The following is a 22116-nucleotide window of genomic DNA, read 5'->3' as shown; positions in this document are numbered from 1 at the left end:
AGTTTTTACCATGCCTGTGATCACCCTCGCCGGGGAACGGCTGATCGCCCAGAAACAAGCGGCGGGCGCGCCGCTGACTATCGACGGTTTTGTACTGGCCAACGTGCCGGGACTGGACCCCGTCGCGCCTATTGACCGTAACGAAGGTTTACCCGACGCCAGCCACCAGGTGTTTAGCGGCGGCGTCACCCAAGTGGGCTACGTCAATCCTAACCTGGTGGTGTACTCGCTCATTTTGGACAGCACCCAGGGCGACTTTGCGTTTAACTGGATCGGTCTGGTGTCCACTACTGACGACAATACGGTGGTGGCCATCGCCCATGTGCCCCTGCAACAGAAACGCAAAACCCAGGGCGGCGTCACCGGCAACGCGATCACCCGCAACTTTATGCTGGAGTTCAACGGCGCGCAGTCGCTGACGGACATAACAGTGAGCGCCGACACCTGGCAGATTGATTTCACCGCGCGTCTGTTGGGCATCGATGAGCGCGAGCGCCTGAGCAATCAGGATTTTTACGGCGCCGCCACCTTCATTCAAGACGGGTTTAAAGTGGTGCGCGCGGGTGGGCGCTTCGCATTGCAGCCCGGAGTCGGCTATGTGGGCGGCGTGCGCATCGAGCTGACCGAGCCCTTAGCCGTCACGGTCACCGCGCGGCCCGCCAGTATTTGGGTGGACGCGGCCCTGGTGGGCGACGTGAGCGGCGTAGAGGCACGCTTGCAGGTGATTGTCGCAGAGCAGGCCGAAGGCGGCCCCGACGCCAACGGCGTGCGTCACTATGTGGCGAAGCTGGCGGATATCGCCATAGATGGCGTTATTACAGATCTCCGTCCGCTGGCGGTCGCCGCGATCAAGGACGCCCTGAAAGCGCATAAGGCCAACTCTGACCCACATCCGCAATACCTGACCGATGGCCAGGGGCGTAGCGTCGCCGGCGAGGTGGCCAAGTCGGCCTTGGCGGCGCACACAGCGGACGCCGATCCGCATGCGCAATACCTGGACACGGACAAAGGGAAACAGGTCGCGGCGCAAGTGGTGCAGGGCTTTATGGGCGCGCATATGGCCCAGGCGGACCCGCATCCGAATTACCTGCGCAAGGAGCAATTCACGACGCTGATTTCCGGGCGCAAAAACTTGCTGATCAATCCCTATTTTTCCGTGTGGCAAACCGGCCCCGCCGTGGTCAGTCCCGGCCACTTAACCTATCTGGCCGATGGCTGGCGGCTGCATCGCGCCAATAAATTCAACGGCGAGCTGAACGCACACTTGCTGGACAACAAGCTCGGCATGGCGTTGACCTGTACCGCCGCGTCCACCCGTAATTCGCTGGTGAGCGTGGTGCAGTTCATTGAGGCGTCCACCTTGCAGCCGATCACCCGTCTGGGCAAATCCAGCAACATCAAAGCGGTGTTTAAAGTGCGCTTCTGCGCCAATTACACCGGCAAACTGGGCGTGGCGGTGCATAACCACGACACCAGCCTGCTGCTGGGCTGGAAGGCCCTGGCCGTCACTGGCGGCGCTACCTTTCCCTTTCAAGAGGTGGAGGTCGCCTTTGAGTTTGCGGACCACCACTTAAGCACGGAGAGAACCGGCGTCGGGATTAGCGTGTCCGTGCATATCGAGGACGACACCCATTATGGATTTGCGGCCAAGGTCAACAACCAGCTGCGCCTGCATGCGATGCAGCTGGAGCTGGGCGAAACGTCCAGCGAATTTGAACCGATTTCATTGCATGAAGCCCTGGCGCAATGCCAACGCTATTACCGCGCGGTGACGATTCCCTACTTGCAAGGATGGACCACCGATGAAGAGCGCTTCACGGTGGGTAGCCTGTGGTATCCGACCATGCGCGTGCCGCCGGCGGTCAGTCTGTTGGACCTGTCTTGCACGGGCGGCATTTTTGCCAGAGCGGAAGGGGTCACCGATAAAAACTGTTATATCACCCTGCAACCCAACGGCAGCGGACACACGGCGATCAGGCAAGGCAGAGCCATTTTGGACGCGCGCTATTAAGGAATAAGACACGATGACGAAACGCTATCTAGAAAACCAATACGGTGAGTTTGTGTGTGACTGCACCACGTACCCGGCGCACTTTAAAGCGAAGATCCTGGCGGAGGTGGAAGCCGGCGCCGCGACGCTGAGCCCGTTTGACCGTAGCGCGGCGGCGCTGGATGACAAGCAGCGCGCGGAACGCGCCTGGCGCGACCTGGAGTTGAAGCGCGCGGACATTGAATTATTCAAAGTGGAGGACCTGGACAGCGACGGCCAAGCGCAACGCTGGCGGGCGTATCGCTGCGCCCTGCGCGACTATCCCCAGCAAGCGGATTTTCCGAATGGACCCCGACCCAGCGCGCCGAACCTTCGGCCCGAGGCGGTATGAGTTGGCGACTGACCGCGTTCAGCGCGTCAAATACCGAGGCGCAAGCCGTCGCCCTGGCGGCGCCGATCCTGGCCGGCGCGGACGCGTCCCTGGCAGAAGCCAGCACGCGGATTAATGGGCTATCGCTCGCGTACTCTCCAAATCCCCTGGCGACGCAGGCCAGCGAGGCCGCAGCGGCGCGGGAGGCCTACCAGGCGTTAATGCGTTATGAAGGCCGTGTGTTGTGTGTGCATCCGTTTCAGGAAGGCGTGGGCGACGGGAGCGGCTTATATCGCTACTTGTCCGCGCCCAATGCGGCGGCGCGCCTGGCGGCCAAACTGACTGACGCCCAGGACACGGGCCGGCCCCGGGGCCAGCTGGACGCGGTGGCCGTGTTGATCGTGGCGCGGGATCTGGCGGGCTTCGCCGAACGCCTGGCGGCTTTCAACGCGGTATTCCCCGCGCCGGAGCTGCAACTGGCGCAGCGGCGGGCAGCGCAGCTGGCCACCCTGGAGCAGGAAAAGTGGTTGCTACCGGATGCGCCCCTGACGCCGCCCTGGACGGCACGCGACGGCGTGCAGATCCCGCGCCTGGCGCAGCATGGGCGCGCGGTCGGGGCGCAGCTGGCCACGGCGCAAGGCTATGCGGCGGAAACGCCAAGCCCAATGGCCGAGCTGCAAGCCGTCATTGAACAAAAGCGCCAACGCTTAAAAGAACTGCAAAGCCACTACAACGAATTAAAAGGCCAGCTGAACGGCCAGACGGGTTTTGCGCTTTACGCCCAGGGCGATGCGTCAGCCGTGGCGGCGCAGTTACAAGCAGGCGCGCCCGGGCATGAATACGTGCTGACGGCGGGGGCGTTGTTTGTTGCCAACGCGGGCCAGCTGACCTTTTTAAAAGAGACTTTCGGATTATGAGACTCAACGATTTTACCGTCCCCGGGACCGAATTAACGGTGACGGGCAATCTGCGCATCGAGACGGAGGACCTGGGCGGCCAGACCAGCGGCACGGATCGCGCTAACAAGGGCATCAAGCCGAAAACGCTGACCGTGTCCCTGCTGATCCTGAAGAAGCACGCGGGCGACTTAACCGACCTGGTGAAAGTGGCGGAAGCGGAGGACGGCGCCGGCAAGCTACGCGTTTACGACATTGTCGAAGATACCGCGCGAGCGATGAACGTGCGCCAGGTGCAATTCACGGGAGCGTTCGTGTGCAAGGATCTGTCCCCCAGCCAGGCTTGGCGCGTCAGTTTTACCCTGGCGGAATACCTGAGCGTGGCGGAGAAGACCGAACAGCGCCGCGACCTGAGCCAGACGGAGGTGCAACAGGCCACCGGGGAAACTATCGCCGTCCAGGAAGACGCGCCCGCCGAAGGGGAAACCCTGACCGGCTTTGAAACGTTCCTGAGTAAGGTAGACAAGGCGCTGGCATGAAGCTGCATAAATCCCTGAGCGTGGGCGGAACGCCGCTTAAATTGGTGTCTGAAGACGTGCGCCTGGCGTTGTTCAGTCCTGGGCGGGCGGTGTTTACCGTGCAGGCGGACGCCCCCTTGTCCGGCGTGGTCCAGTTCGCGATGGGCTATGACCCCAGCGCCTTGCAGCGGTTTTTTATTGGTTACGTGGAAAGCTGCACGCCCCTGGATAACCAGCAACAGCGGGTATTTTGTCGGGAGCTAACCGCTACGTTAAACCGACGCTTAGCGCTTAATCTGCGACACGTGACCTTAAACGAGACCCTGGCGGCGATCAGTCAGGACACCGGGCTAATTTTTGTGACGCCGCCGGAGTCTTACGCGAACACCAAAGCGCCGGCGTTTTATTCATGGGGCGGCGGTTATCACTGCATGGACGCCTTGGCGGAGGTGTACGACATCCCGCAACTGATCTGGCAACAGCAAGGCGACGGCGCGGTTTATGTTGGCGGGTGGGCTCATAGCTACTGGGCGACCCGGCCCGTGGAGATCCCGACCCACTTATTAAACGGCTTCGGCGTGGCCAACCGCGCCCGCCTGCCGGCAACACCAAAACTCCGCCCTGGCGTTTGGCTGAACCAAACCCATTACGTCACCCAGGTAAGCCTGGCCGACAATCACATGAATCTAACCTGGAGCGCTGCGCCGTGGACGAAGAGATTAAAAAGATAGTATTGCGGATGTTTCCAGAACTGAGCGGGAATTTACATTTGCCGCGCCTGGCCAAGGTGGTGGCGATCAGCGACCCACTGCAAAAGCCGGAACTCTGCGACCGCTTCCGCCCTCGCTACGCCGTAGACGTTCGCGTGCTGACGCCCCAGGGTGAGGAAGATCCGGAACTTCCCCTTTATCGTTGCGTGCCATTGCCGGCGTCTTATGGCGGCATCGAGCGCGGCCAGTTCGGTTTCCCGGAACCGGGGACCATCGTAGAGGTGGCGTTCGCCTATGGCTTACCGGATCAGCCCTTTATCCGCACGGTATTGGGACAGGGCTTAGGCGCGCCAGGTATCCAACCCGGTGACCTGGTGTGGCAGCAATCCGAAGCGGTACGCCAGCGCGTGAGCGCCAAAGGCGACTGGTTGCGCGAAACGCCCGGAGACATAACCGATAAAAGCGCCCGTCGGCGCGTGGACGCCCAGGACAATCAAGAACGTTACCAGGACAGCCTGACCGAGGTCAGCGAACATGGCGCGGAATATGTCGGCGGCGTGAAGACGGTAGAAGCCTTGGGAGCGTTAAAGCTGCTGAGCGGCGGGCACGCCAATTTATCGGCGGCGGATAACCTGAACCTGACCACCGCCGCCGATCTTAACCAGGCCGTCGCACGAAACCGGCAAGCGTCGATCCAAGGCGACGACAGCGCCACCGTGGGCGGCTCGCGCTCCGTGACGATCAGCGGCAACGACACACAAACCAGCGCCAACAAAACCATAAACGTTCAGGGAAGCCATACCGACATCGCCAGCGCAGCCAGGCAGATTCAGGCGCAAGTCATCGAATTAAAAGCCAGCGCCGCCGTAACCATCCAAGCGCCAGCAATCGCCATGGGCGGCGGTGGAGTGGATGTGTTGCAGGTGATTGCGGATCTAATCGGAGTGGTTCAGGAGTTGGCGGCTACGACGGCGAGCCACACCCACGGAGGAGGAAGCGGGACGCCATCAAGTAGTGGGAGCCATAGCGGCCAAGCAAGCCGGGCAGGCACTTTGAAAAGTCAAATTATAGGGATAATGCGGTAGGCTCAAATATTACCTATACCCAAAGCAGGTATTGGTGCATGTGCTAACATTTTACTCTGTGCAAAATAGAGAAGAACTGCTTTCGCCACAAATTGGACATCATGACTGATACAAAATAACAAGTAGAATTTGATATGGATATTACAATAGATACTGTATTTGAAGACTATCGATTAAAGCCTTTGTTTGATGATGAGTCAAAATGTGCTTTGCAGCTTTGGGTTCTCCAAAAAAAAGATCGCTCTTCCAGGTTGGTCTATGGTTGGGTTGTTCCTTATCACTTTTCTAATAATTCTTGGAGTGCACCTAATGAAGATAAATTTAAAAATATTTCGGGAGAAGAAGTACAGGTCATTTGTCTTAGTTCTTATCTAAATGCAAAAGAGATAAAATCTTTTCTCGGACTAATGTATAGCGGAAGCTCAATTGAAGAGGCAAGCAATCGTTCAGAAATAGCCATGAAAAAAGTCTTTAGAGAGCGGTTTGGAAATCTAAAGCTAGACGAGTGTAAAGTTCTCAAGCCAGTTACCTATCTTCCGTCCCGCGATAATTATGAGCACAGAGGGCTGTTTAGCCCTTATTCGGGGGCGGGAGCAAATAGTGCTTCAATCATTTCTTTGCAGAAAGAAACATTTATTCAATCTGATGGTAGAGTCTTGGATGAATTGTATCGTTACATTTCTAGTGAAATAAAATTAGATACTGGGCTTGACCTATCTAAAAAAGATGCTCCTAGAATAGGTGATCTCGAAATACTGTCATTCCCTACCATCGATGAATATTGTCGCTCAAAATTAGAAATTATTGATAGCCAGAATGGCGTAAAAATAAATTATCACCCTGATAGACATGAAGAATTTATCTCTTACGTGCTAAAAGTGGAGCATATAAATAACAATCAAGCTTTCCAGGCAAATATCATTGCCAATGAATACCATAACGAAAATAAAATATCCTTTAATGTGAGAATAAATCAAGACTGGAAGAAATCTGTTGACGGTCGAGTAATTGAACTTTTTGGGCAGAAGAGAGATTGTAATGAATGTTTTTTGATATTTAGTCAAAAATATAATTTCATCAGAGAAATATCATTAAGTGTGAGTCCTGTATACTTCTCAGGGGTTATTGAGAACTCATGGCTGACAAAGCTGACAAAACTTAATGACGGAAATGATAGAGTTAAAGCAGCACAATCAGTCACAAAATGCAGCAGGCGACAAACCTCAACTATTAGCACTCGCGATCCGGATCTATGGGTTAACGAACAACGAAAAATAGAGAGACTGGTAGCGCGTGAGTTTCCTGAAAAAACAGAGGGAAAGTTTTTTCCTCACCATACAGAAGGTGAAGGCAGGTTGGAATTTGTCGAATGGTGGAAATCTCTGTTCAATAAACACGCTGGCGATGACTTTATAATATTTGATCCGTATTTTGAAAGCGTTGGAGTCGATCTTATTGCTCGCTATGCGGATAATGGTTCAAATGTAGTAATATTAACAAGCAATAAAAATAAAAATATTGACAAAATAAAAATCTCAGTTGAAGCGATGAAAGATATATTATCAAGTAGTTGCATAAAGGTGTATAAGGTTTCGGAAATACATGACAGATACTTGTTAATTGCAGATAAGAAAGGTCGAATAAAGAAAGGGTTTTCATTGTCAAACTCAATTCAAAAGGCAAATGAAAATTTCCCTCTATTGGTAACATCAATAGATGGCGAGATTATTCCTCATGTTAATAGGTACATTGAAGGTGTTTTAGCCGGTGAAGGTAGTTTAACTTTGGCATTCTGTTCAAGGGACTATTTGAAGAAAAAGAGTAGTCTGTCGCTTGATGAAAAAAAAAAGAAAAGCAAAGAAATAAATAAATCGATATCTTGTGAAAATGTTTCTGCCGCTTTGGAAGCCGTAGAGGACGCAGAGCTGTTTTCATGCTGGGATGATCTTTCGCTACTAATAGCTAATACGGATACTGGGAGCTTTTTTTCTGCTGACGCTGCTTTTAGCCAAAAGGCACTAGATAAAATATTTATTTATTTAGATGGAAGGTTCAAAAATGCGGCCGAGATAGTTTCCAATAGTATGACAATGCCAGGAACATATTCTTACTTTGAAGCCTCGTTGGATGTGCTTCTGAGAAATCTGATTGATATAGATAGGGACGGATTCATACAATATTATAAGATAGATGGATTAAGCTGGGGTGATTACTATGCAATTAAAATTTTGTATCAGTACGAAACGGAAAAGTTTATAGCTCTTTTAGAGAATGATTTAATTCCTTCTTTGTCATCTAAAAAAACTCGTAAAAAGTTAGATTTGATAGCTCATTGTATATCTGAGATATCAACTTCTTGTCACCGTAAAAGTACTAAATTCCAGATGGAAATATTGATTTCAAGTGAACTCCCTGTGTTGAAATTTATTGCTTTTTCTTATATCGAAATTAAGTTGAATGAAACTCAAGACGCCGCTGTTTTTTTGTCGATTATAGATAGAGTTGACAAAAAAACTCAGATCCAATTTATTGGTTGGTTACTAAATAGAAACTTACATGGTGGGAGCGATCCTGAGTGGGCTAAAGATATTATAGAGTACCTTATAAACACAGCAATTTCTAAATACCCAACAGACGATGATGTTACACATATCGTTGATTCAATGAGAGGCAGGATGAGAGAACTTGGCTATATTTCATCTTGGTTTCCCGAGAAAGTATTATGCCCATTAGTCGAGCGATATGCAGATAGCAAGAAAGTTTTTTTATCTATATGGATTACAGAGTTGGAAGGTAGGCTTAGCAAATTATTTGAACTTTCCAGTTATCTGTCAAAAGAGGATGTAATGATGACAGATATTGCAGCTCAGTTGTTTTCTATTAGCCCTCTTAAAGCGCAGTCTGAAGCTATAAATAGACTAGCTAAAAGGCTTAAGAAGGTTGAGAGAGATATTAGAAGGCCTCTTTCACCCAGCATTAACTGGAGTAAATGGGACTCATCTATGAAGTTGGTTGCTTGGCTTTATGGATTTTTGAATTGGTGCCAATTCTATTCAAATGATGGGCCAAACAATTCTGAGCTGACAAGCTTGACGAGGGAAATTAATCGCCTTCTTGAATATAAACCCAAAAAAGTATGGTTGTCCGAAAGTAGGAAAAATAATCTGTGGTATGTATTTTTTGATAATCCAGCTACATGATCTTGAAAGAAGTTATTCCCCCTTGTCCATTTTAACGATGAACAGACACCAAAGCTTCTTCACCCTTGGGTAATCCACGCTATTGACTCACTACAGCCTACTGCCGTCATGGAAGCTGAAGTTCACTCCTCCCCACGCCTGCGGGTTTCGAGAAAAGCTTTTCGCCATGAAACTGGATAGCCGAGGGAAGGCCCGCCACTGGCGAGCATGTGAGAGCTAACGATTTTCCTAAATTGAAACTTTCAGCTATGTTTTGAAGTACGGGGGAGCCAAGTTTAAGGAGGAAGCCGCAGCCAGCATCCCGTGGACACCGCTTGCGGCTGTGGACACTTTGTGGACATAATAAATCATATTGATCATTTATTGAACAGCAGTATTATCCATAAGTGATTGATTTAATTATGTTTACGATATTTAAAGCCCGCCAAAATTGGCCTAACAGGCCTGATTCCGAATCCCAGCCGGATTCTCTGCCCTCTTTTGTCGAAAATGAGCAAGGGGCGGGGTTGAAGAGGGTGTTGTTGCGCATTACCGCGCTTATTCTGGTCGTGGGAACCCTCCTTTTTTACTTTGAAAGTCACACTTCTCGTTTTCAGGCGCGGTTGTTTTCGCGCTACGCCGGTCAACTGAACTACAGCCTTACTGCGGGGCCTGCGGAGGCGGTGCGCTATCCGGAGCAGGGACCGTTTGATAAGCGCTTGGGGTATGTCGCTCTGCCGGATTTTCTGCAGCAACTGAATCAACAAAGCTGGGAAGTTAAATCCCAAGCCAGTTTCTCTCCCGCCTTGATGGAGTACACCTCCCACGGCCTGTTCCCACCCTATCGGGAGAAGTCACAGGCTGGACTGGATATACTCGACTGTCGCGGGGACGTGATGTACCGCAACCGTTACCCACAGCGGATTTATGACGACTTTGAATCCGTGCCGCCGCTGGTGGCGAGCACGTTGCTGTTTATTGAGAACCGTAACCTGCTGGATACGGAACACCCGCTGATTAATCCCGCGGTGGACTGGGGGCGCTTCAGCAAGGCCGCCGTTGTGCGCATCGGCAACACGTTAGGCGGAGATTTCGCCTCTATGGGCGGCAGTACCCTGGCCACGCAAATGGAAAAGTATCGCCATTCCGCCGAAGGGCTGACTTCCTCACCCCGCGACAAGCTGCTGCAAATGCTGTCCGCCAGCGTGCGTGCCTATCAGGCCGGGCCGGAAACGCTGTCCGCGCGCAAGGATCTGGTGCTGTCCTACCTTAATACGGTCCCGCTGGCCGCCGCGCCCGGTCAAGGCGAAGTACACGGCGTCGGCGATGGTTTGTGGGTCTGGTTCGGGGCGGACTTTATTGAGGCTAACCATCTGCTCAACATGAACGGCGCGGAAGGCGAGCTGCTGGAAAAGCAGGCTCAGACGCTGCGCCGCATATTGTCCCTGATGATCGCACATCGACGCCCTTCCTATTATCTGATGCAAGGCCGCGCCGACCTGGAGAATCTCACTGACAGCTATCTGCGCCTGATGGCCAATGGCGGCGAGATCGGCGCGCCGTTGCGGGACGCCGCCCTGGGGCAACGCACGCACTATCGTGATTTTACGGAAGCCCGCGTAGTGACGCCGGTGGATGCGGACAAAGGCGTCAATGTGGCGCGCCTGCGTCTGGCGCGGATGTTCAATTTGTCCCTGTACGACCTGGATCGCACCGATCTGACTGCCTCCTCTACCCTGCAGGGCAGCCTGCAACGTCAGGTGTCCGCCTATTTGCGCGGCCTGAGCGACCCTGAATTCGCCAAAGCCACTGGACTGGTAGGGCCGCGTTTACTGTCCGAGGGCCAGGCGCGAGAGGTGTATTACAGCTTCACCCTGTTCGAGCGCTCCGCCACCGGTAACCGGGTGCGGGTGCAGACCGACAACACCGGACAGCCCTTCGACATCAACGAGGGCAGCAAGCTGGAGCTGGGCTCCACCGCCAAACTGCGGGTGCTGGCCAGCTATCTGGAACTGATCGCCACGTTGCACCTGACTTACGCCGCCGAGGACGAAGAAGTCCTGCGTCACACCGCCAAGACGTCACATGATCCCATCACCGCCTGGGCGCTGGAGTATCTGATCCAGGCGGAGGACAAATCCCTGCCGCCCATGCTGCAGGCGGCGCTGGACAGACGTTATTCCGCCAATCCAGAAGAGATATTCTTCACAGGCGGCGGGGTTCATACCTTCCGCAATTTCAGCAGTCAGGACAATCATCGCTTTCCCACCGTGCGAGAGTCCCTGCGCGAGTCCATCAACCTGCCCTTCGTGCGCCTGTTGCAGGATCTGGTGCGCCATGAGATCAACGCCAACCAGCAGGACAGCCGGCAATTACTGGGAGACCCCGACGATCCCCGTCGCCATGAATATCTGGCGCGCTTCGCCGACCGCGAGGGGCTGATCTTCCTGCAACGTTTCTGGAGCGCCTATCAAGGTAAAAGCAGCGAAGAGCAACTGGATATATTTCTGGACCGTCTGCGCCTGAATCCAGTGCGGCTGGCGGCGGCGCATCGCTATATCTTCCCCTATTCGGATCTGCGCACCTTCGAGACTTTTCTGGCGCAGCGACTGCCCCATGACAGAATCAGCGATGAACGCATGGAGGAATTGTTCGTACGTTATGCCCCCGGCGCTTTCAGCCTGCCGGATCAAGCCTATATCGCCGAAGCGCATCCGTTGGAGTTGTGGTTGCTAGCGTATTTACAGAAACATCCGCAGGCGGAGTTCGCTGAACTCTCCGCGGCCAGTCGCGAGCGTCGCCAGGAAGTGTACGGCTGGCTGTTCCGCACCCGCGCCAAGAATGCGCAGGACTCCCGTATCCGCACCATGCTCGAAGTAGAGGCTTTCGCCAACCTGCATCAGCGCTGGCGTCGTCTGGGCTATCCGTTCGACCATCTGGTGCCCTCGCTGGCTTCCGCTCTGGGCAGTTCCGGCGACCGTCCCGCCGCCCTGGCGGAGTTGATGGGCATCATCCTCAACGATGGCCTGCGCCTGCCCACCTTCCGCCTGGATCAGTTGCATTTCGCTGCAGAGACGCCTTATGAAGTGAAATTGCGGCACTATCGCACCACAGCCGACCGGGTCATGGACCCGTATGTGGCGGCGGCATTGCGAGACGCGTTGTCAGACGTGGTTGAGGCTGGCACGGCGCGGCGCCTGCAAGGCGGTTTCGTACTGCCCGATGGACGCATGCTGGCGTTGGGCGGCAAGACCGGCACCGGCGACAACCGTATCTTCAATATCTCCGATAACGGGCGTCGCAGCGGCGGCACGGCGCTCAATCGCACCGCCACCTTTGTGTTCTATCTGGGAAACAACCATTTCGGCACGCTTACCGCCTATGTGCCGGGCAAAGCCTCCAGCGACTTCCATTTCACCTCCGCGCTGCCTGTGCAGGTATTACGCGGCATGGCGCCGATTCTGGAGCCCTACCTCACCCCCGGCGACGTGACCCTGTGCATTGACACCGTCAAGCCGCATCAGGAGCTGGCGCAGGCGGAAGTGGATATGCTTCCGCCGCTATAGCCTCCGGGTGATCGCTCAGCGATTGGCGCAGAAACCAAACTCCGTGCTTTCCCGTGGCCCCAACTCCCGGTTCCAGTGCACCCCGGAAGCGTTCAGCGCATTGCCTTGCTGGCTCCAGTTCGCGCTCCAGGCGGTGTAGACCTGTCCTTCGATGGGAACGGACACGGACCAGACCAGATCGCTATCGCTGGCGTTGAGGACGCGTACATCTGCGCAGTAGCCATCGCCCCAGTCATCAGTCTTACGCAAAGTGGTTTGCGCAGGGTTGTCCTGATCGCCACCGTCGCCGCCATCATCCCCTCCGTTGTCGCCACCATCTCCGTCATCGCCGCCATCGTCCCCACCATTATCGCCACCGTCATCACCGCCGCCCTCTACCGGCGACCACCAGTTGCCGGAGATAAACAGCATGGACAGCAGATTGATAGAGTCGGAGTAATAGTCAGAGCGATTGCCGCTGATCAGATCCCAACCCTGATTGAGGAAGCTCTGATGCCCAGTGACTGAAGCCGCCGCCACCATTGGCGCGGTGAACGCCATGGCGGAATAGCCCACTAAAGGCTCGCCATTAAGCTTGTAGCCGGCCATGACGCCGCCGGGATCGCCGCCTGTAGCGTTTACCGCCCATTGCATCAGTTTGCTCATGGCGGCGCTGGCGCGCGCGTCGCCGAAATGCGCGGCATCAATGGCGATACGCAAAGGATAGCGACAGGCGTTCCAGGAGAAGTCGTCGTCCGTGTCCGCCTCCAGGAAGTTTGGCGGCGCCGGCCGGGGATTGCTGTCGATAACAAAGTCCGACATCAATCCGGTGGCGCTGGCGTGGTTTTGGGTCATCTTGTCGATGACGCCATAGGCGGTGTCCGCCGCCTCGCCCCAGAATGCGTCGCCGGTGGCCTTCTGATAGGCGTGCATGTGATCCGTCATCCAGTCGGAGGAGCGGGTAGTCCACTGGTCGTCATCCCAATCTCCCAGCATGGTGCGCTTGGAAGAACGGTGCACGTCATCGCCTTTCAGACCGTTATTAATGATGCGCTTCGCCTGTTGCAGGTAATTGATGGCGCCATCGGAGCCCCACTGATAATGCGCCAGCAGCAGCGCGTAGGCGATGTCCATATCACCGTCGGAGGCGGAATCGGAATCCTTGCTCGTGTTTTCGCTGGCGTCGATGACCCATGACATCAAATGATTGTTGAGCGTGGAGCGATGCTTGTCGTACATGTTGTACATGCCGTCAAAGTACTGCTTCGCCTCGCTGTCATGTCCAGCCATGAGAGCAAACAGCATCATGCCGTAGCCATGAGCCTCCGAGGTGGTGATCTCATTACCGTCGCCGCCGGTGCCTTTCATGTTGACGTAATAGCCGCCGCCGGGCGTATTGCCGTTGGACGGTTTCACGTAAGCGCTTTTCCAATAATCGTAGAACTGGGCGACCTTGGCGTTCATTTGCGCCTGAGACACATGATCCGGTTTGATTTTGCCGGCGAACTCAAGCGCCTGAGGAAAAGGCCGCGCCGCCTGCGCCTGCTGCGCCAGAGATTCCTGACAAACCGCATCCGCCGCAGCGATGGTTGTTTTCGCCGTCGAGTCCGCGCAACCGGCGAGCGCCGTCTGCGCGCTCAAGGCTAATCCAGAGAGAAGAATCACCCGCGCCGCCAAAGGCGCGATTCGAAATGTATCAGGCATCATGGTCCGCTTCCTTTACTCGTTTTTTCAGGTTGTCGCCCGAGTCTAGGATGGGAATCGTTCCCAAACGATCACCCGAATGGAGTAAATACCGGCGTATTCCGACAGGGGATTTGGAGTAGGCGCTCTTGCAATAAAGAGCGCCAAAATTGAAAGGAACGCTATTTCTCCGCCCAGTTAACGCCGACGCAACTTGCGCCAGATAAACCGCAGAGGGAAGAACAGAAGGCTCAGCATCACCAGCCATGGCAGCAGGTAGGCGCATGCGGTGATAACTTCCGAGATGGCTTCCGACAGGTCTTCCGAGAATGAAGACAGCGAGCGACTGATAGGGTTCCAGAATGACTCATTGTGCTCCGCGTCGAAGGAGATGTTGAGGATATCCATGTTCACCCGCTGCAGCAGATAGGCGTTATCGCCCATTGCCTGCTCCAGTTCCGCCTGAGTTTGCGCCAGTTGCGAGGCGATTTTGATCAGTGAATCGATGTTGTCGGCGGAACGCTTCTCCAGTTCCAGCAGGCGGTCCCGGTAACTGGTCAGCATCTCCACCTGCTTTTCCGCATCAACGATGGACGCCGCCAGATCCTCCACATGGGTATTCACCTGCGTCACATCTCCCGCCTGCGCCAGTTGTTGCAGAATCGGCTTCACGCCGGCGGGTTTGATGCGCAAACGCAGACTGGCGCGAGCGTATTCCCGGTTCAGATCGGCGTCGAGCAGCGTGCAGTGGTTTACCCGGTCCGCCGCGCAGGCGTCCATGATTTGCTGGTGCGTGGCGGCGATCTTGTCTTCCTGCAAGCGCGCGCGAACAGAGTGTTCATAAGCCAGGTAGGGGTTGGATTCACGCTGCGCGGACTCCGCCCGTAAAGACGCATCGCCTTGCATCCGCCCCGGGTAATCGGTGGGGCTACAGGCGGCCAGGGTCAGCATGAGTATCGCCCACATAAAGCGGCGCAAAATCGGTTTCTGCATGGAAATCATTTCCTTCTGGAACAGGGATGACGGACGAAAACAGAGGCCGGAGAGGCGAATAGCGCTGATTGCGGCGCCTGCCTGATCAACAGGGAGGACGTGGCGTTTCACGATAACCGAATCCTCCCTGATGTTTGAATCTTAACGGCCGCGGTTATCTTAAGGACAATTGCTCAAGAAGTGTTAGTAAATCCAAAGATGGACGCTTAAAATTGCGCCCCCGATTTGTCCGTCACTCTGGCGGCCCGCCCCTAGGAGACGGGTGTTTTCACCGCCGCCGCATTCCTGTGCGCCGGGTTTGACGCATCGCAAGTTTTAAGCGGCAGTTTTAAATTTCTTAACCAAATGGTCGAGTTTTCTATTACACTCCCGCTAACAATAACAGTTAAACAGAAGGGTTTTCTTATGATACCAGTTCTCGATATTTCCCGGTTTGACTCAGACCGGCAGGCGTTTTTGGCCGATCTAGGGGCCGCATATAAAGAATGGGGCTTTGCGGGAATTACCGGACACGGCGTACCTAAAGAAACTATCTTCAATGCCCTGCGCGCCGCGGAGAAATTCTTCGCATTGCCGGAAGAGGTGAAGAAAAAATACTTCCTGGATAACTACGGCGCACGCGGTTATACCCCGTTCGGCACAGAAATCGCCAAAGACGCCGCCGTGGTGGACCTGAAAGAGTTCTGGCATGTGGGTCGGGAAGTGCAAGGCGAGCCGCCTTACGAGCAATTGATCCCCAACGTATGGCCTGAAGAACTGCCGGACTTCAAGTCCGCCATGCTGGAGATGTATCAGGCTCTGGATAACCTGTCCAACCGCATGTTGTCCGCCTTCGCATTATTCCTGGGTGAAGACGAAAACTTCTTCCGTGAGAAAATCAATTTCGGCAACAGCATCCTGCGTCCCCTGCACTATCCGCCGATCAATGATGATTCCCTGCCTAACGTGCGCGCCGCCGCTCACGAAGACATCAACCTGATCACTCTGCTGGTCGGTTCCGAGCAGGAAGGCCTGGAAGTGTTGAGCAAGAAGGGCGAGTGGACGCCGATCTCCATGATCGAAGGCACTATCATCTGTAACGTCGGCGACATGCTGCAACGCATGACCAACCACGTTCTGCCTTCCACCACTCACCGCGTGGTGAATCCCAAAGGCGAGGCGTCCAAACACAGCCGTTACTCGATTCCGTTCTTCGTGCATCCTAATCCAGACGTGTGGCTGACCGCTCTGCCGCAGTGCGTCACCGAAGAGAATCCAGTGCGCGACGAACCTATTCTGTCTCACGACTATCTGGTTGAGCGTCTGCGCCAGATCGGTCTGCTGAAGAAGTAAGTATCAGCCGGCCACTGCGTAACGCAGTTCTGAGGGTTTGATGGCGTAATCATTGGCGCTCATATCGCGCCGCGCCATCAGTCCCTCTGCATTGAACTCCCAGTGCTCATTACCATGGGTGCGCATCCATCTCCCCGCCTCTGCGTCATACCACTCATACTCAAAGCGCACGGAAATGCGATTGTCCTGATAGCACCATAACTCCTTCATCAGTTTGTAACGGGTTTCCCGCTCCCACTTACGGGTCAAGAACTCACGTATGCGCTCACGTCCCTGGAAAAATTCAGCGCGATTACGCCACTCCGAATCCTCCGTATATCCCAATGCAACCACCTCTGGATTACAGCTATTCCAGGCGTCTTCCGCCATTTTCACCTTGGCGCGGGCGGACGCTTCGGTAAAAGGAGGAACTGGAATCTGTTTGCCGTCTCTTTCAATAAACATGAATTGCCTCTCTGTTTTTATCAAAAAGTAGACTATATTGTCTACTTACGCAGGAGAGAGTAGACAAACTAGTCTACCTTTGCAATCAGAAAGTAGACAAATTCGTCTACTTATTTGTTAAGTGATTGATTATGAAAGCTTCAGCACGAGAAAAAATTATCGAAAGCGCCTATCGCCTGTTTTATAAGCAAGGGCTTCGCGCCACTCAGGTGGATCAGGTGATTCAGGAATCCGAGGTGGCCAAACGCACCTTCTACAAGCATTTCCCCAGCAAGCAGGATGTGGTGATGGATGCATTGCAGGAGCGTCACCAACGCTGGATGCAATGGTTCACCGACAGAGTGGAAGCACTCAACGCTCCAGGTAAAGAGCGGGTGCTGGGCATCTTCGACGCCTTACGGGAATGGTTCGACGATCCTGAGTTTCGCGGCTGCGCGTTTTTAAATGTGACGGCGGAGATCTATGACGCTCAGGAGCCGGAACGGGAGCTGGCGCGGCGACATAAGCAGGATATGGATGAGAAAGTCGCCCAGTGGCTGAAAGAGGCAGGCGTGGAGGATGAAAGTCTGGCGCGGCAGATTGGGGTGCTGATCGACGGCGCTATTATTCGCGCCCAGTGCTTTGGCGACGCGGATTACGCCCAGACGGCGCGGGCTTTATGCGCGGCGATATTACGCGTCTGAGTCGAGAAGCCGGATCGCGTCAGTTGGCCACCGGACCGCTATTTTTGCGCTCCTTGAAGCTGGCCGCGACGGCTTGCAGCACCTCGCTTTTACTGTCGTAGCGGGACGCCAGCGTCCAACCCAGCACCTGATAAAAGTGCGCGTCGCCCATCACTGTGGTGATCAGGTAGGTCACTTTGACGCCTCCGGTCGAGCCGGTCAGCGCCACCTGGCGCGCAGGCAGGCCATTGATTTCAACCGGGCTCCACTCTCCCAGCGTGCGGGGATTTTCCAGAGATTCCTGCATCAGGGACACAATGAGTTCGGAATAGTCCGTCAATGTATAGCCGTCTTCAAAATCAACGCGGGACTCTTCCAGAATCAGCGCATAGGCGTCATCGAACAAGTTGCCGACTCCCAGAGACGCCTCTTCATTCAGGTCATCCATTTTCTTCCAACGTCCGGGCACGCTGAGGGACAAACGTCCGTCAGCGCTGCGCAGCACCTTGTCCAATGCCTCCGACGCGGCGGAGACGCGCCGGTCTCCGCTACTGGTGTGGCTCCCACCCCGACATATAGTCGGGCGGTATTGATCCGGCATGGAGCCTTCCATACAGGTCCATTCAATCTGACCGTTCCTTTCTGCGGGAACCCAGTCAATGGTGTTATTTTCGCGCAGACTCTTGATGTCGTAAGTCACGACCATGCGGGCGTTTTGTTGCAGCTGAATACTGGCGACTTTATCGCGCAGCTCCTCAGGCAACCCCGCATCCAGGTTCTGGTTGGGATAGAAGCCCGTACGCTGGATAAAAGCGCTGACTTTGTCCTGGTTTTCCTTAACAAACGGCATAGAGGTCTGGACTTGAGAGCGCGCTATGTAGTCTTGATAAGCGGGGATCGCTACCGCCGCCAGGATGCCGATAAAGGCCACCATTACAAATAACCCGACAACCGCCGCGACAATCATAGCCGCGCCGCCGCCGCGAACCTGACCGTATTTTTCCTGCCATCTGTCTTCCGACGACGCAAAAAAGACGATCGCCTCAATCAACGACACTATGCTGGGAATCCAGGTAAACCAGAACAACATATAGAAAATGCCCCACCATTGCCCCAAATAGAAGCGGTGCACGCCCAGTCCGCCCAGGAAAAACGCCAGCAGCCCCGCCGTCACTTTGCTCTTGGAGCTGGTGGGGGATTGCTTGGCGTGACAATGAGGGCACTCGCTCAAAGTGGCGGAGATATGCGCGCCGCACTGACGACAATAAACGATTTGATCTTTTACTACCGGCGCAACAGGCGCACGGTAGGCGTTCGCCACCGCATCGTTAGCCGTCGCTCTTATCGGTTCAACGGACTTGGCGGCGGCAGGCCTGGGCGCAGACGCTGCGCGCATGGGCGGTTCTTTCTGCACCGGCGCCACGGCGCTCTTGACCAGTTCACACACGCCGCCGGCCTGCTCTATCGCGGTTTTATATTTTTTGGCGGTGGCGCCATCAACGCCTTTCTTGATCACATGACGGCTCTTCACCATCATTTTTTCCACCTTGTCCACATCCGTCCTGAACAAGGCGGCCAGTTTGTTTATTACATCATCTGGGTTCATGCCCTGCTGGCACTGCCCCAATAAAACAACATCGAATTTTAATTCAGACACGACTATTCCTGTCAGCCTTACAGCCGCTAAGTGATTGATACTACGCTATTATACGACCATCCTGAGTTCGTTCTACGACGTGGTGGTCAAAACTGAGATGGGAGAAGCGTCCGCTTCTTCGTTAAGAAAAAGCGGCGCATAGTACTAGGATGTAAGGATAGTTTAAAAGCCCGAAGGGTCAAAAACCCATGGCGGAGGATGTGCTGCGACGGGGGTCGGCGGCGCCGAAAAACACGCCGTTTTCATCAATGAGAATGCTCTGGCTGGCGCCCATCGCCGCCTTCTGATTCACCGCATGCCCCATTCCTTCCAGCAGCTTCACGGTATCGGGGCTGAGACCTTCTTCCACGCGGATCTCATCTGGCGACCACTGGTGGTGAATACGGGGCGCGTTCACCGCCGCCTGAATATTCAGGTGATGGTCGATGACATTCATGATCACCTGCAAGGTCGTGGTGATGATGCGAGAGCCGCCGGGACTGCCGGTAATCAGGAAGTTCTTGCCTTTGTTTTTCACGATGGTCGGCGACATGGAGCTGAGCATGCGCTTATTGCCTTCGATCTTGTTGGCCTCGCCGCCCAGCAAACCATAGGCGTTGGGCACGCCCGGTTTGGCGCTGAAGTCATCCATTTCGTTGTTCAACAGGAAGCCAGCGCCATCGACCACGATATGCGATCCGTAGCTGAAGTTGATGGTGTAGGTGGTGGACACCGCATTGCCCTTGTTGTCGGCGACGGAGAAGTGGGTGGTCTCATTGCTTTCATAAGGCAGGGGGTTGTCCGGCGCCAGCGTAGAGCTGGGCGTGGCGCGGTTCATGGGAATATCCTTGCGCTGCTTCGCCGCGTAGTCTTTGGACATCAACCCTTTCTGCGGCACTTCTACAAAATCGGGGTCGCCCAGGTACTTGGAGCGGTCTGCATAGGCGCGCTTCATGGCTTCCGCCATCAGATGAATCGTTTGTGCGGAGTTATGCCCGAGGTAGCCGATGGGATAGCCTTCCAGAATGTTCAGAATCTGTATCACATGGATGCCGCCGGAGCTGGGCGGGCTCATGGAATAAATATCAAAGCCCCGGTAGGTCCCGTGAACGGGCTCGCGCATGACCGGCTGATAACTCTTCAGGTCTTCCAGCGTAATCAGTCCGCCGCCGCGCTTCATTTCCTCCACGATCAGCTTGGCGGTTTCGCCCTCATAAAAACCTTTAACGCCTTTCTCGGAAATGCGTTTCAGGGTCGCCGCCAAGTCTTTCTGGATAAAGCGGTCGCCGGGTTCGTAGAAAGAGCCGTCCGCTTTGAAAAACACTTTGCGGGAAGAGTCCCATTTGCCCAGTCTTTCGGCGCTGTCTTTCACCCCATGACTGAAGCGAGGCGTGACGATAAAACCTTCCTCCGCCAGCCGGATCGCCGGGGCCAAAGCTTCCTGCAGAGAGATCGTGCCGTATTTCTCCAGGGCCAACGCCAATCCCGCCACCGTGCCGGGCACGCCCGCGGCTTTGTGTGAGAAGCGACTCAGATTGCTGTCCGCCTCACCGTTCTTGTCCAGGTACATATCTCTGGAGGCGGCCGCTGGCGCTTTCTCCCGGTAATCGATGGCGATCACTTCATTGCGGCTTTCCGAGGAGATCAGCATGAAGCCGCCGCCGCCAATATTGCCGGAACGGGGTTGCGTCACCGCCAGAGCGAAGGCGGCGGTCACTGCTGCGTCGATGGCGTTGCCGCCGTTTTTCAGCACCTTCAATGCTTCTTCCGTCGCCAATGTGTGGCTAGTGGCCACCATGCCGTGATGCGCTTCCGTGGGAACGCTACGGTCTCCCTCCAGAATGAATTCAGCGTTGGTGGGCGCCGCGACCGCCAAGGTCAGGGTGAGTAAGAAGGGTTTCGAGAGGATAGTTACGAGAGACTTGAAGCCAAAAAGGCGAGCGTCAGTTATTTTTTTTGTTTCGCTTAGCATAACAACATTCCTTATTGGTGAATGGACAATGCCGTTCTTGTACGCCAATAACATGCCAGTAATAACAAGCGCCTACAAGCATCGTTTGCGAAATTCACTGGGCGTCTCGCCGGTCCAGCCGACGAAGGCGCGGCGGAAATTGGAAGCGTCGCTGAAGCCCAGTAACTGCGCGATTTCATCCACGGTCAGACGACTGTCCCGCAAGTGCTGCAGCGCCAGTTCTTTTTTCACTTCCGCCAGCAGCGCTTTGTAGGTAGCGCCCTGCTCCGCCAACTTACGGTGCAGGGTGCTCACGCTCATGTGCAATCGCGAGGCGAGCTCGGTCTGGCTGGGGAATTCTCCTGCGCCGGCGTACAGCATTTCCTTCACCCGTCGCGGCAGCTGTTCATCCCGGTCGTCATGTTGGATGGACTCACAGCGTTTGGTGAACAGGCTCGCCGCCAGGGGGTCCGCCGAGGGCAGCGGCTGCCGCGCTACGCTGAAGGGAATAAGGATGCCGGTAAACGCCTGCTGAAACCGCACCGGCGCCTGAAACATCTCTCTATACAAGGCCACGTGGGGCGGCTCCGCATAACCAAGATGGATTTCCACACCCTGCATGCGCCCGCTCAGGAGAAATTCCGTGGAAGTGTAGATGCTGCTGATCAGAAATTCGGTGGTCACCCAGGGCCGCTCTGGCAGCGTGAAACTGGACTCGCAGGCCAGCTCGTAATAGCCATCGCAAGTCCGCAATTCAAAATACGCCTTGGGCGCCTGCACGCTGTAGAACTTCACGAGTAGCTGCAACGCCTGTTCATAGCTGGCGCTGGCCATGGCGGCGTATCCCAGCGCGCCATGGGTGTTGATATTCAGACGTCGCCCCACCAGCAGACCAATACCGGTCTCCTGCACCCGCTCCGCCGCCAGACGGGTCACCCGCTCCAGGCGCCGTTGGTCGATCAGGGTGTCCGCATTGAGTTCGTCTTCCTGTAACTGGCAATCCTGCAAAAATTCCGCGCGATCAACGCCACGCTCCACTAACAAGTCGATCAACGCTGCAACGTAATGACCTCTCATGACAGCTTTATCCGCTCAGGTTTATTGTTGTTGGCGGCGTCCGGC

Annotated in this window: 16 protein-coding genes; 10 read left to right on the top strand and 6 right to left on the bottom strand. The window is 55.0% G+C overall.

What is annotated here, in order from left to right; genetic code table 11:
* The first annotated feature begins 10 nt into the window (after positions 1 to 10).
* The 8 genes from KP814_RS06410 to KP814_RS06375 all read left to right on the top strand — a co-directional run bounded on the left by KP814_RS06410 (position 11) and on the right by KP814_RS06375 (position 12314).
* On the top strand, positions 11 to 2011 hold the full coding sequence (locus tag KP814_RS06410) for a phage tail protein (protein WP_216735978.1): 2001 nt from the start codon (positions 11 to 13) through the stop codon (positions 2009 to 2011).
* 13 nt (positions 2012 to 2024) lie between these two features.
* Entirely contained in the window at positions 2025 to 2381 is a 357-nt protein-coding gene (locus tag KP814_RS06405) for a phage tail assembly chaperone (RefSeq protein WP_216735977.1), read from the top strand.
* Positions 2378 to 3277, top strand: a complete 900-nt coding sequence (locus tag KP814_RS06400) for a hypothetical protein (RefSeq protein WP_216735976.1) — start codon at positions 2378 to 2380, stop codon at positions 3275 to 3277. The genes KP814_RS06405 and KP814_RS06400 overlap by 4 nt, the downstream gene beginning before the upstream one ends.
* On the top strand, positions 3274 to 3795 hold the full coding sequence (locus KP814_RS06395; RefSeq protein WP_216735975.1) for a DNA-binding protein: 522 nt from the start codon (positions 3274 to 3276) through the stop codon (positions 3793 to 3795). Before KP814_RS06400 ends, KP814_RS06395 begins: the two co-directional genes overlap by 4 nt.
* Positions 3792 to 4505 (top strand): hypothetical protein, encoded by a 714-nt coding sequence (locus KP814_RS06390; RefSeq protein WP_216735974.1) that lies wholly within the window; start codon positions 3792 to 3794, stop codon positions 4503 to 4505. The genes KP814_RS06395 and KP814_RS06390 overlap by 4 nt, the downstream gene beginning before the upstream one ends.
* Positions 4481 to 5569 carry a hypothetical protein gene (locus KP814_RS06385; RefSeq protein ID WP_216735973.1) on the top strand — a complete coding sequence of 363 codons (1089 nt, stop codon included), beginning with the start codon at positions 4481 to 4483 and terminating at the stop codon, positions 5567 to 5569. The genes KP814_RS06390 and KP814_RS06385 overlap by 25 nt, the downstream gene beginning before the upstream one ends.
* Positions 5570 to 5703: 134 nt before the next feature.
* The gene (locus tag KP814_RS06380) at positions 5704 to 8769 is read left to right on the top strand and encodes a VPA1262 family protein (RefSeq protein ID WP_216735972.1); all 3066 of its coding nucleotides are present in this window, start codon (positions 5704 to 5706) and stop codon (positions 8767 to 8769) included.
* A gap of 401 nt (positions 8770 to 9170) precedes the next feature.
* Positions 9171 to 12314: a transglycosylase domain-containing protein gene (locus KP814_RS06375; protein ID WP_216735971.1), complete on the top strand. Its 3144-nt coding sequence runs from the start codon at positions 9171 to 9173 to the stop codon at positions 12312 to 12314.
* 15 nt (positions 12315 to 12329) lie between these two features.
* Here KP814_RS06375 and KP814_RS06370 read toward each other — a convergent pair whose 3' ends face one another.
* Entirely contained in the window at positions 12330 to 14000 is a 1671-nt protein-coding gene (locus tag KP814_RS06370; protein ID WP_216735970.1) for a glycosyl hydrolase family 8, read from the bottom strand.
* Between the two features lie 174 nt (positions 14001 to 14174).
* On the bottom strand, positions 14175 to 15080 hold the full coding sequence (locus KP814_RS06365) for a DUF4349 domain-containing protein (RefSeq protein WP_216735969.1): 906 nt from the start codon (positions 15078 to 15080) through the stop codon (positions 14175 to 14177).
* Between the two features lie 294 nt (positions 15081 to 15374).
* Here KP814_RS06365 and KP814_RS06360 point away from each other — a divergent pair, with 294 nt between their 5' ends.
* Positions 15375 to 16301: an isopenicillin N synthase family oxygenase gene (locus tag KP814_RS06360; protein WP_216735968.1), complete on the top strand. Its 927-nt coding sequence runs from the start codon at positions 15375 to 15377 to the stop codon at positions 16299 to 16301.
* Positions 16302 to 16304: 3 nt separating this feature from the next.
* Here KP814_RS06360 and KP814_RS06355 read toward each other — a convergent pair whose 3' ends face one another.
* On the bottom strand, positions 16305 to 16745 hold the full coding sequence (locus KP814_RS06355; RefSeq protein WP_216735967.1) for a nuclear transport factor 2 family protein: 441 nt from the start codon (positions 16743 to 16745) through the stop codon (positions 16305 to 16307).
* A gap of 131 nt (positions 16746 to 16876) precedes the next feature.
* Here KP814_RS06355 and KP814_RS06350 point away from each other — a divergent pair, with 131 nt between their 5' ends.
* On the top strand, positions 16877 to 17428 hold the full coding sequence (locus tag KP814_RS06350) for a TetR/AcrR family transcriptional regulator (RefSeq protein WP_216735966.1): 552 nt from the start codon (positions 16877 to 16879) through the stop codon (positions 17426 to 17428).
* A gap of 19 nt (positions 17429 to 17447) precedes the next feature.
* Here the strand turns inward: KP814_RS06350 and KP814_RS06345 are convergent, their stop codons facing one another.
* The 3 genes from KP814_RS06345 to KP814_RS06335 all read right to left on the bottom strand — a co-directional run bounded on the left by KP814_RS06345 (position 17448) and on the right by KP814_RS06335 (position 22071).
* The gene (locus KP814_RS06345; protein WP_216735965.1) at positions 17448 to 19064 is read right to left on the bottom strand and encodes an NINE protein; all 1617 of its coding nucleotides are present in this window, start codon (positions 19062 to 19064) and stop codon (positions 17448 to 17450) included.
* 178 nt (positions 19065 to 19242) lie between these two features.
* Positions 19243 to 21015: a gamma-glutamyltransferase gene (ggt, locus tag KP814_RS06340; protein ID WP_216735964.1), complete on the bottom strand. Its 1773-nt coding sequence runs from the start codon at positions 21013 to 21015 to the stop codon at positions 19243 to 19245.
* A 72-nt stretch (positions 21016 to 21087) separates the two neighbouring features.
* On the bottom strand, positions 21088 to 22071 hold the full coding sequence (locus KP814_RS06335; RefSeq protein ID WP_216735963.1) for an AraC family transcriptional regulator: 984 nt from the start codon (positions 22069 to 22071) through the stop codon (positions 21088 to 21090).
* Positions 22072 to 22116: the final 45 nt, after the last annotated feature.

The sequence above is a fragment of the Hahella sp. HN01 genome (genome assembly GCF_018986435.1).
Classification (GTDB): domain Bacteria; phylum Pseudomonadota; class Gammaproteobacteria; order Pseudomonadales; family Oleiphilaceae; genus Hahella.
The sequence above is the reverse complement of the archived record's forward strand: the minus strand, read 5'-3'. Positions and strand labels throughout refer to the sequence as shown.

Bases quoted from the DNA above. Each gene is read 5' to 3' on its own strand.
- KP814_RS06410 (WP_216735978.1), top strand. From the start codon at position 11: ATGCCTGTGATCACCCTCGCCGGGGAACGGCTGATCGCCCAGAAACAA.
- KP814_RS06405 (WP_216735977.1), top strand. From the start codon at position 2,025: ATGACGAAACGCTATCTAGAAAACCAATACGGTGAGTTTGTGTGTGAC.
- KP814_RS06400 (WP_216735976.1), top strand. From the start codon at position 2,378: ATGAGTTGGCGACTGACCGCGTTCAGCGCGTCAAATACCGAGGCGCAA.
- KP814_RS06395 (WP_216735975.1), top strand. From the start codon at position 3,274: ATGAGACTCAACGATTTTACCGTCCCCGGGACCGAATTAACGGTGACG.
- KP814_RS06390 (WP_216735974.1), top strand. From the start codon at position 3,792: ATGAAGCTGCATAAATCCCTGAGCGTGGGCGGAACGCCGCTTAAATTG.
- KP814_RS06380 (WP_216735972.1), top strand. From the start codon at position 5,704: ATGGATATTACAATAGATACTGTATTTGAAGACTATCGATTAAAGCCT.
- KP814_RS06375 (WP_216735971.1), top strand. From the start codon at position 9,171: ATGTTTACGATATTTAAAGCCCGCCAAAATTGGCCTAACAGGCCTGAT.
- KP814_RS06370 (WP_216735970.1), bottom strand. From the start codon at position 14,000: ATGATGCCTGATACATTTCGAATCGCGCCTTTGGCGGCGCGGGTGATT.
- KP814_RS06360 (WP_216735968.1), top strand. From the start codon at position 15,375: ATGATACCAGTTCTCGATATTTCCCGGTTTGACTCAGACCGGCAGGCG.
- KP814_RS06355 (WP_216735967.1), bottom strand. From the start codon at position 16,745: ATGTTTATTGAAAGAGACGGCAAACAGATTCCAGTTCCTCCTTTTACC.
- KP814_RS06350 (WP_216735966.1), top strand. From the start codon at position 16,877: ATGAAAGCTTCAGCACGAGAAAAAATTATCGAAAGCGCCTATCGCCTG.
- ggt (WP_216735964.1), bottom strand. From the start codon at position 21,015: ATGCTAAGCGAAACAAAAAAAATAACTGACGCTCGCCTTTTTGGCTTC.
- KP814_RS06335 (WP_216735963.1), bottom strand. From the start codon at position 22,071: ATGAGAGGTCATTACGTTGCAGCGTTGATCGACTTGTTAGTGGAGCGT.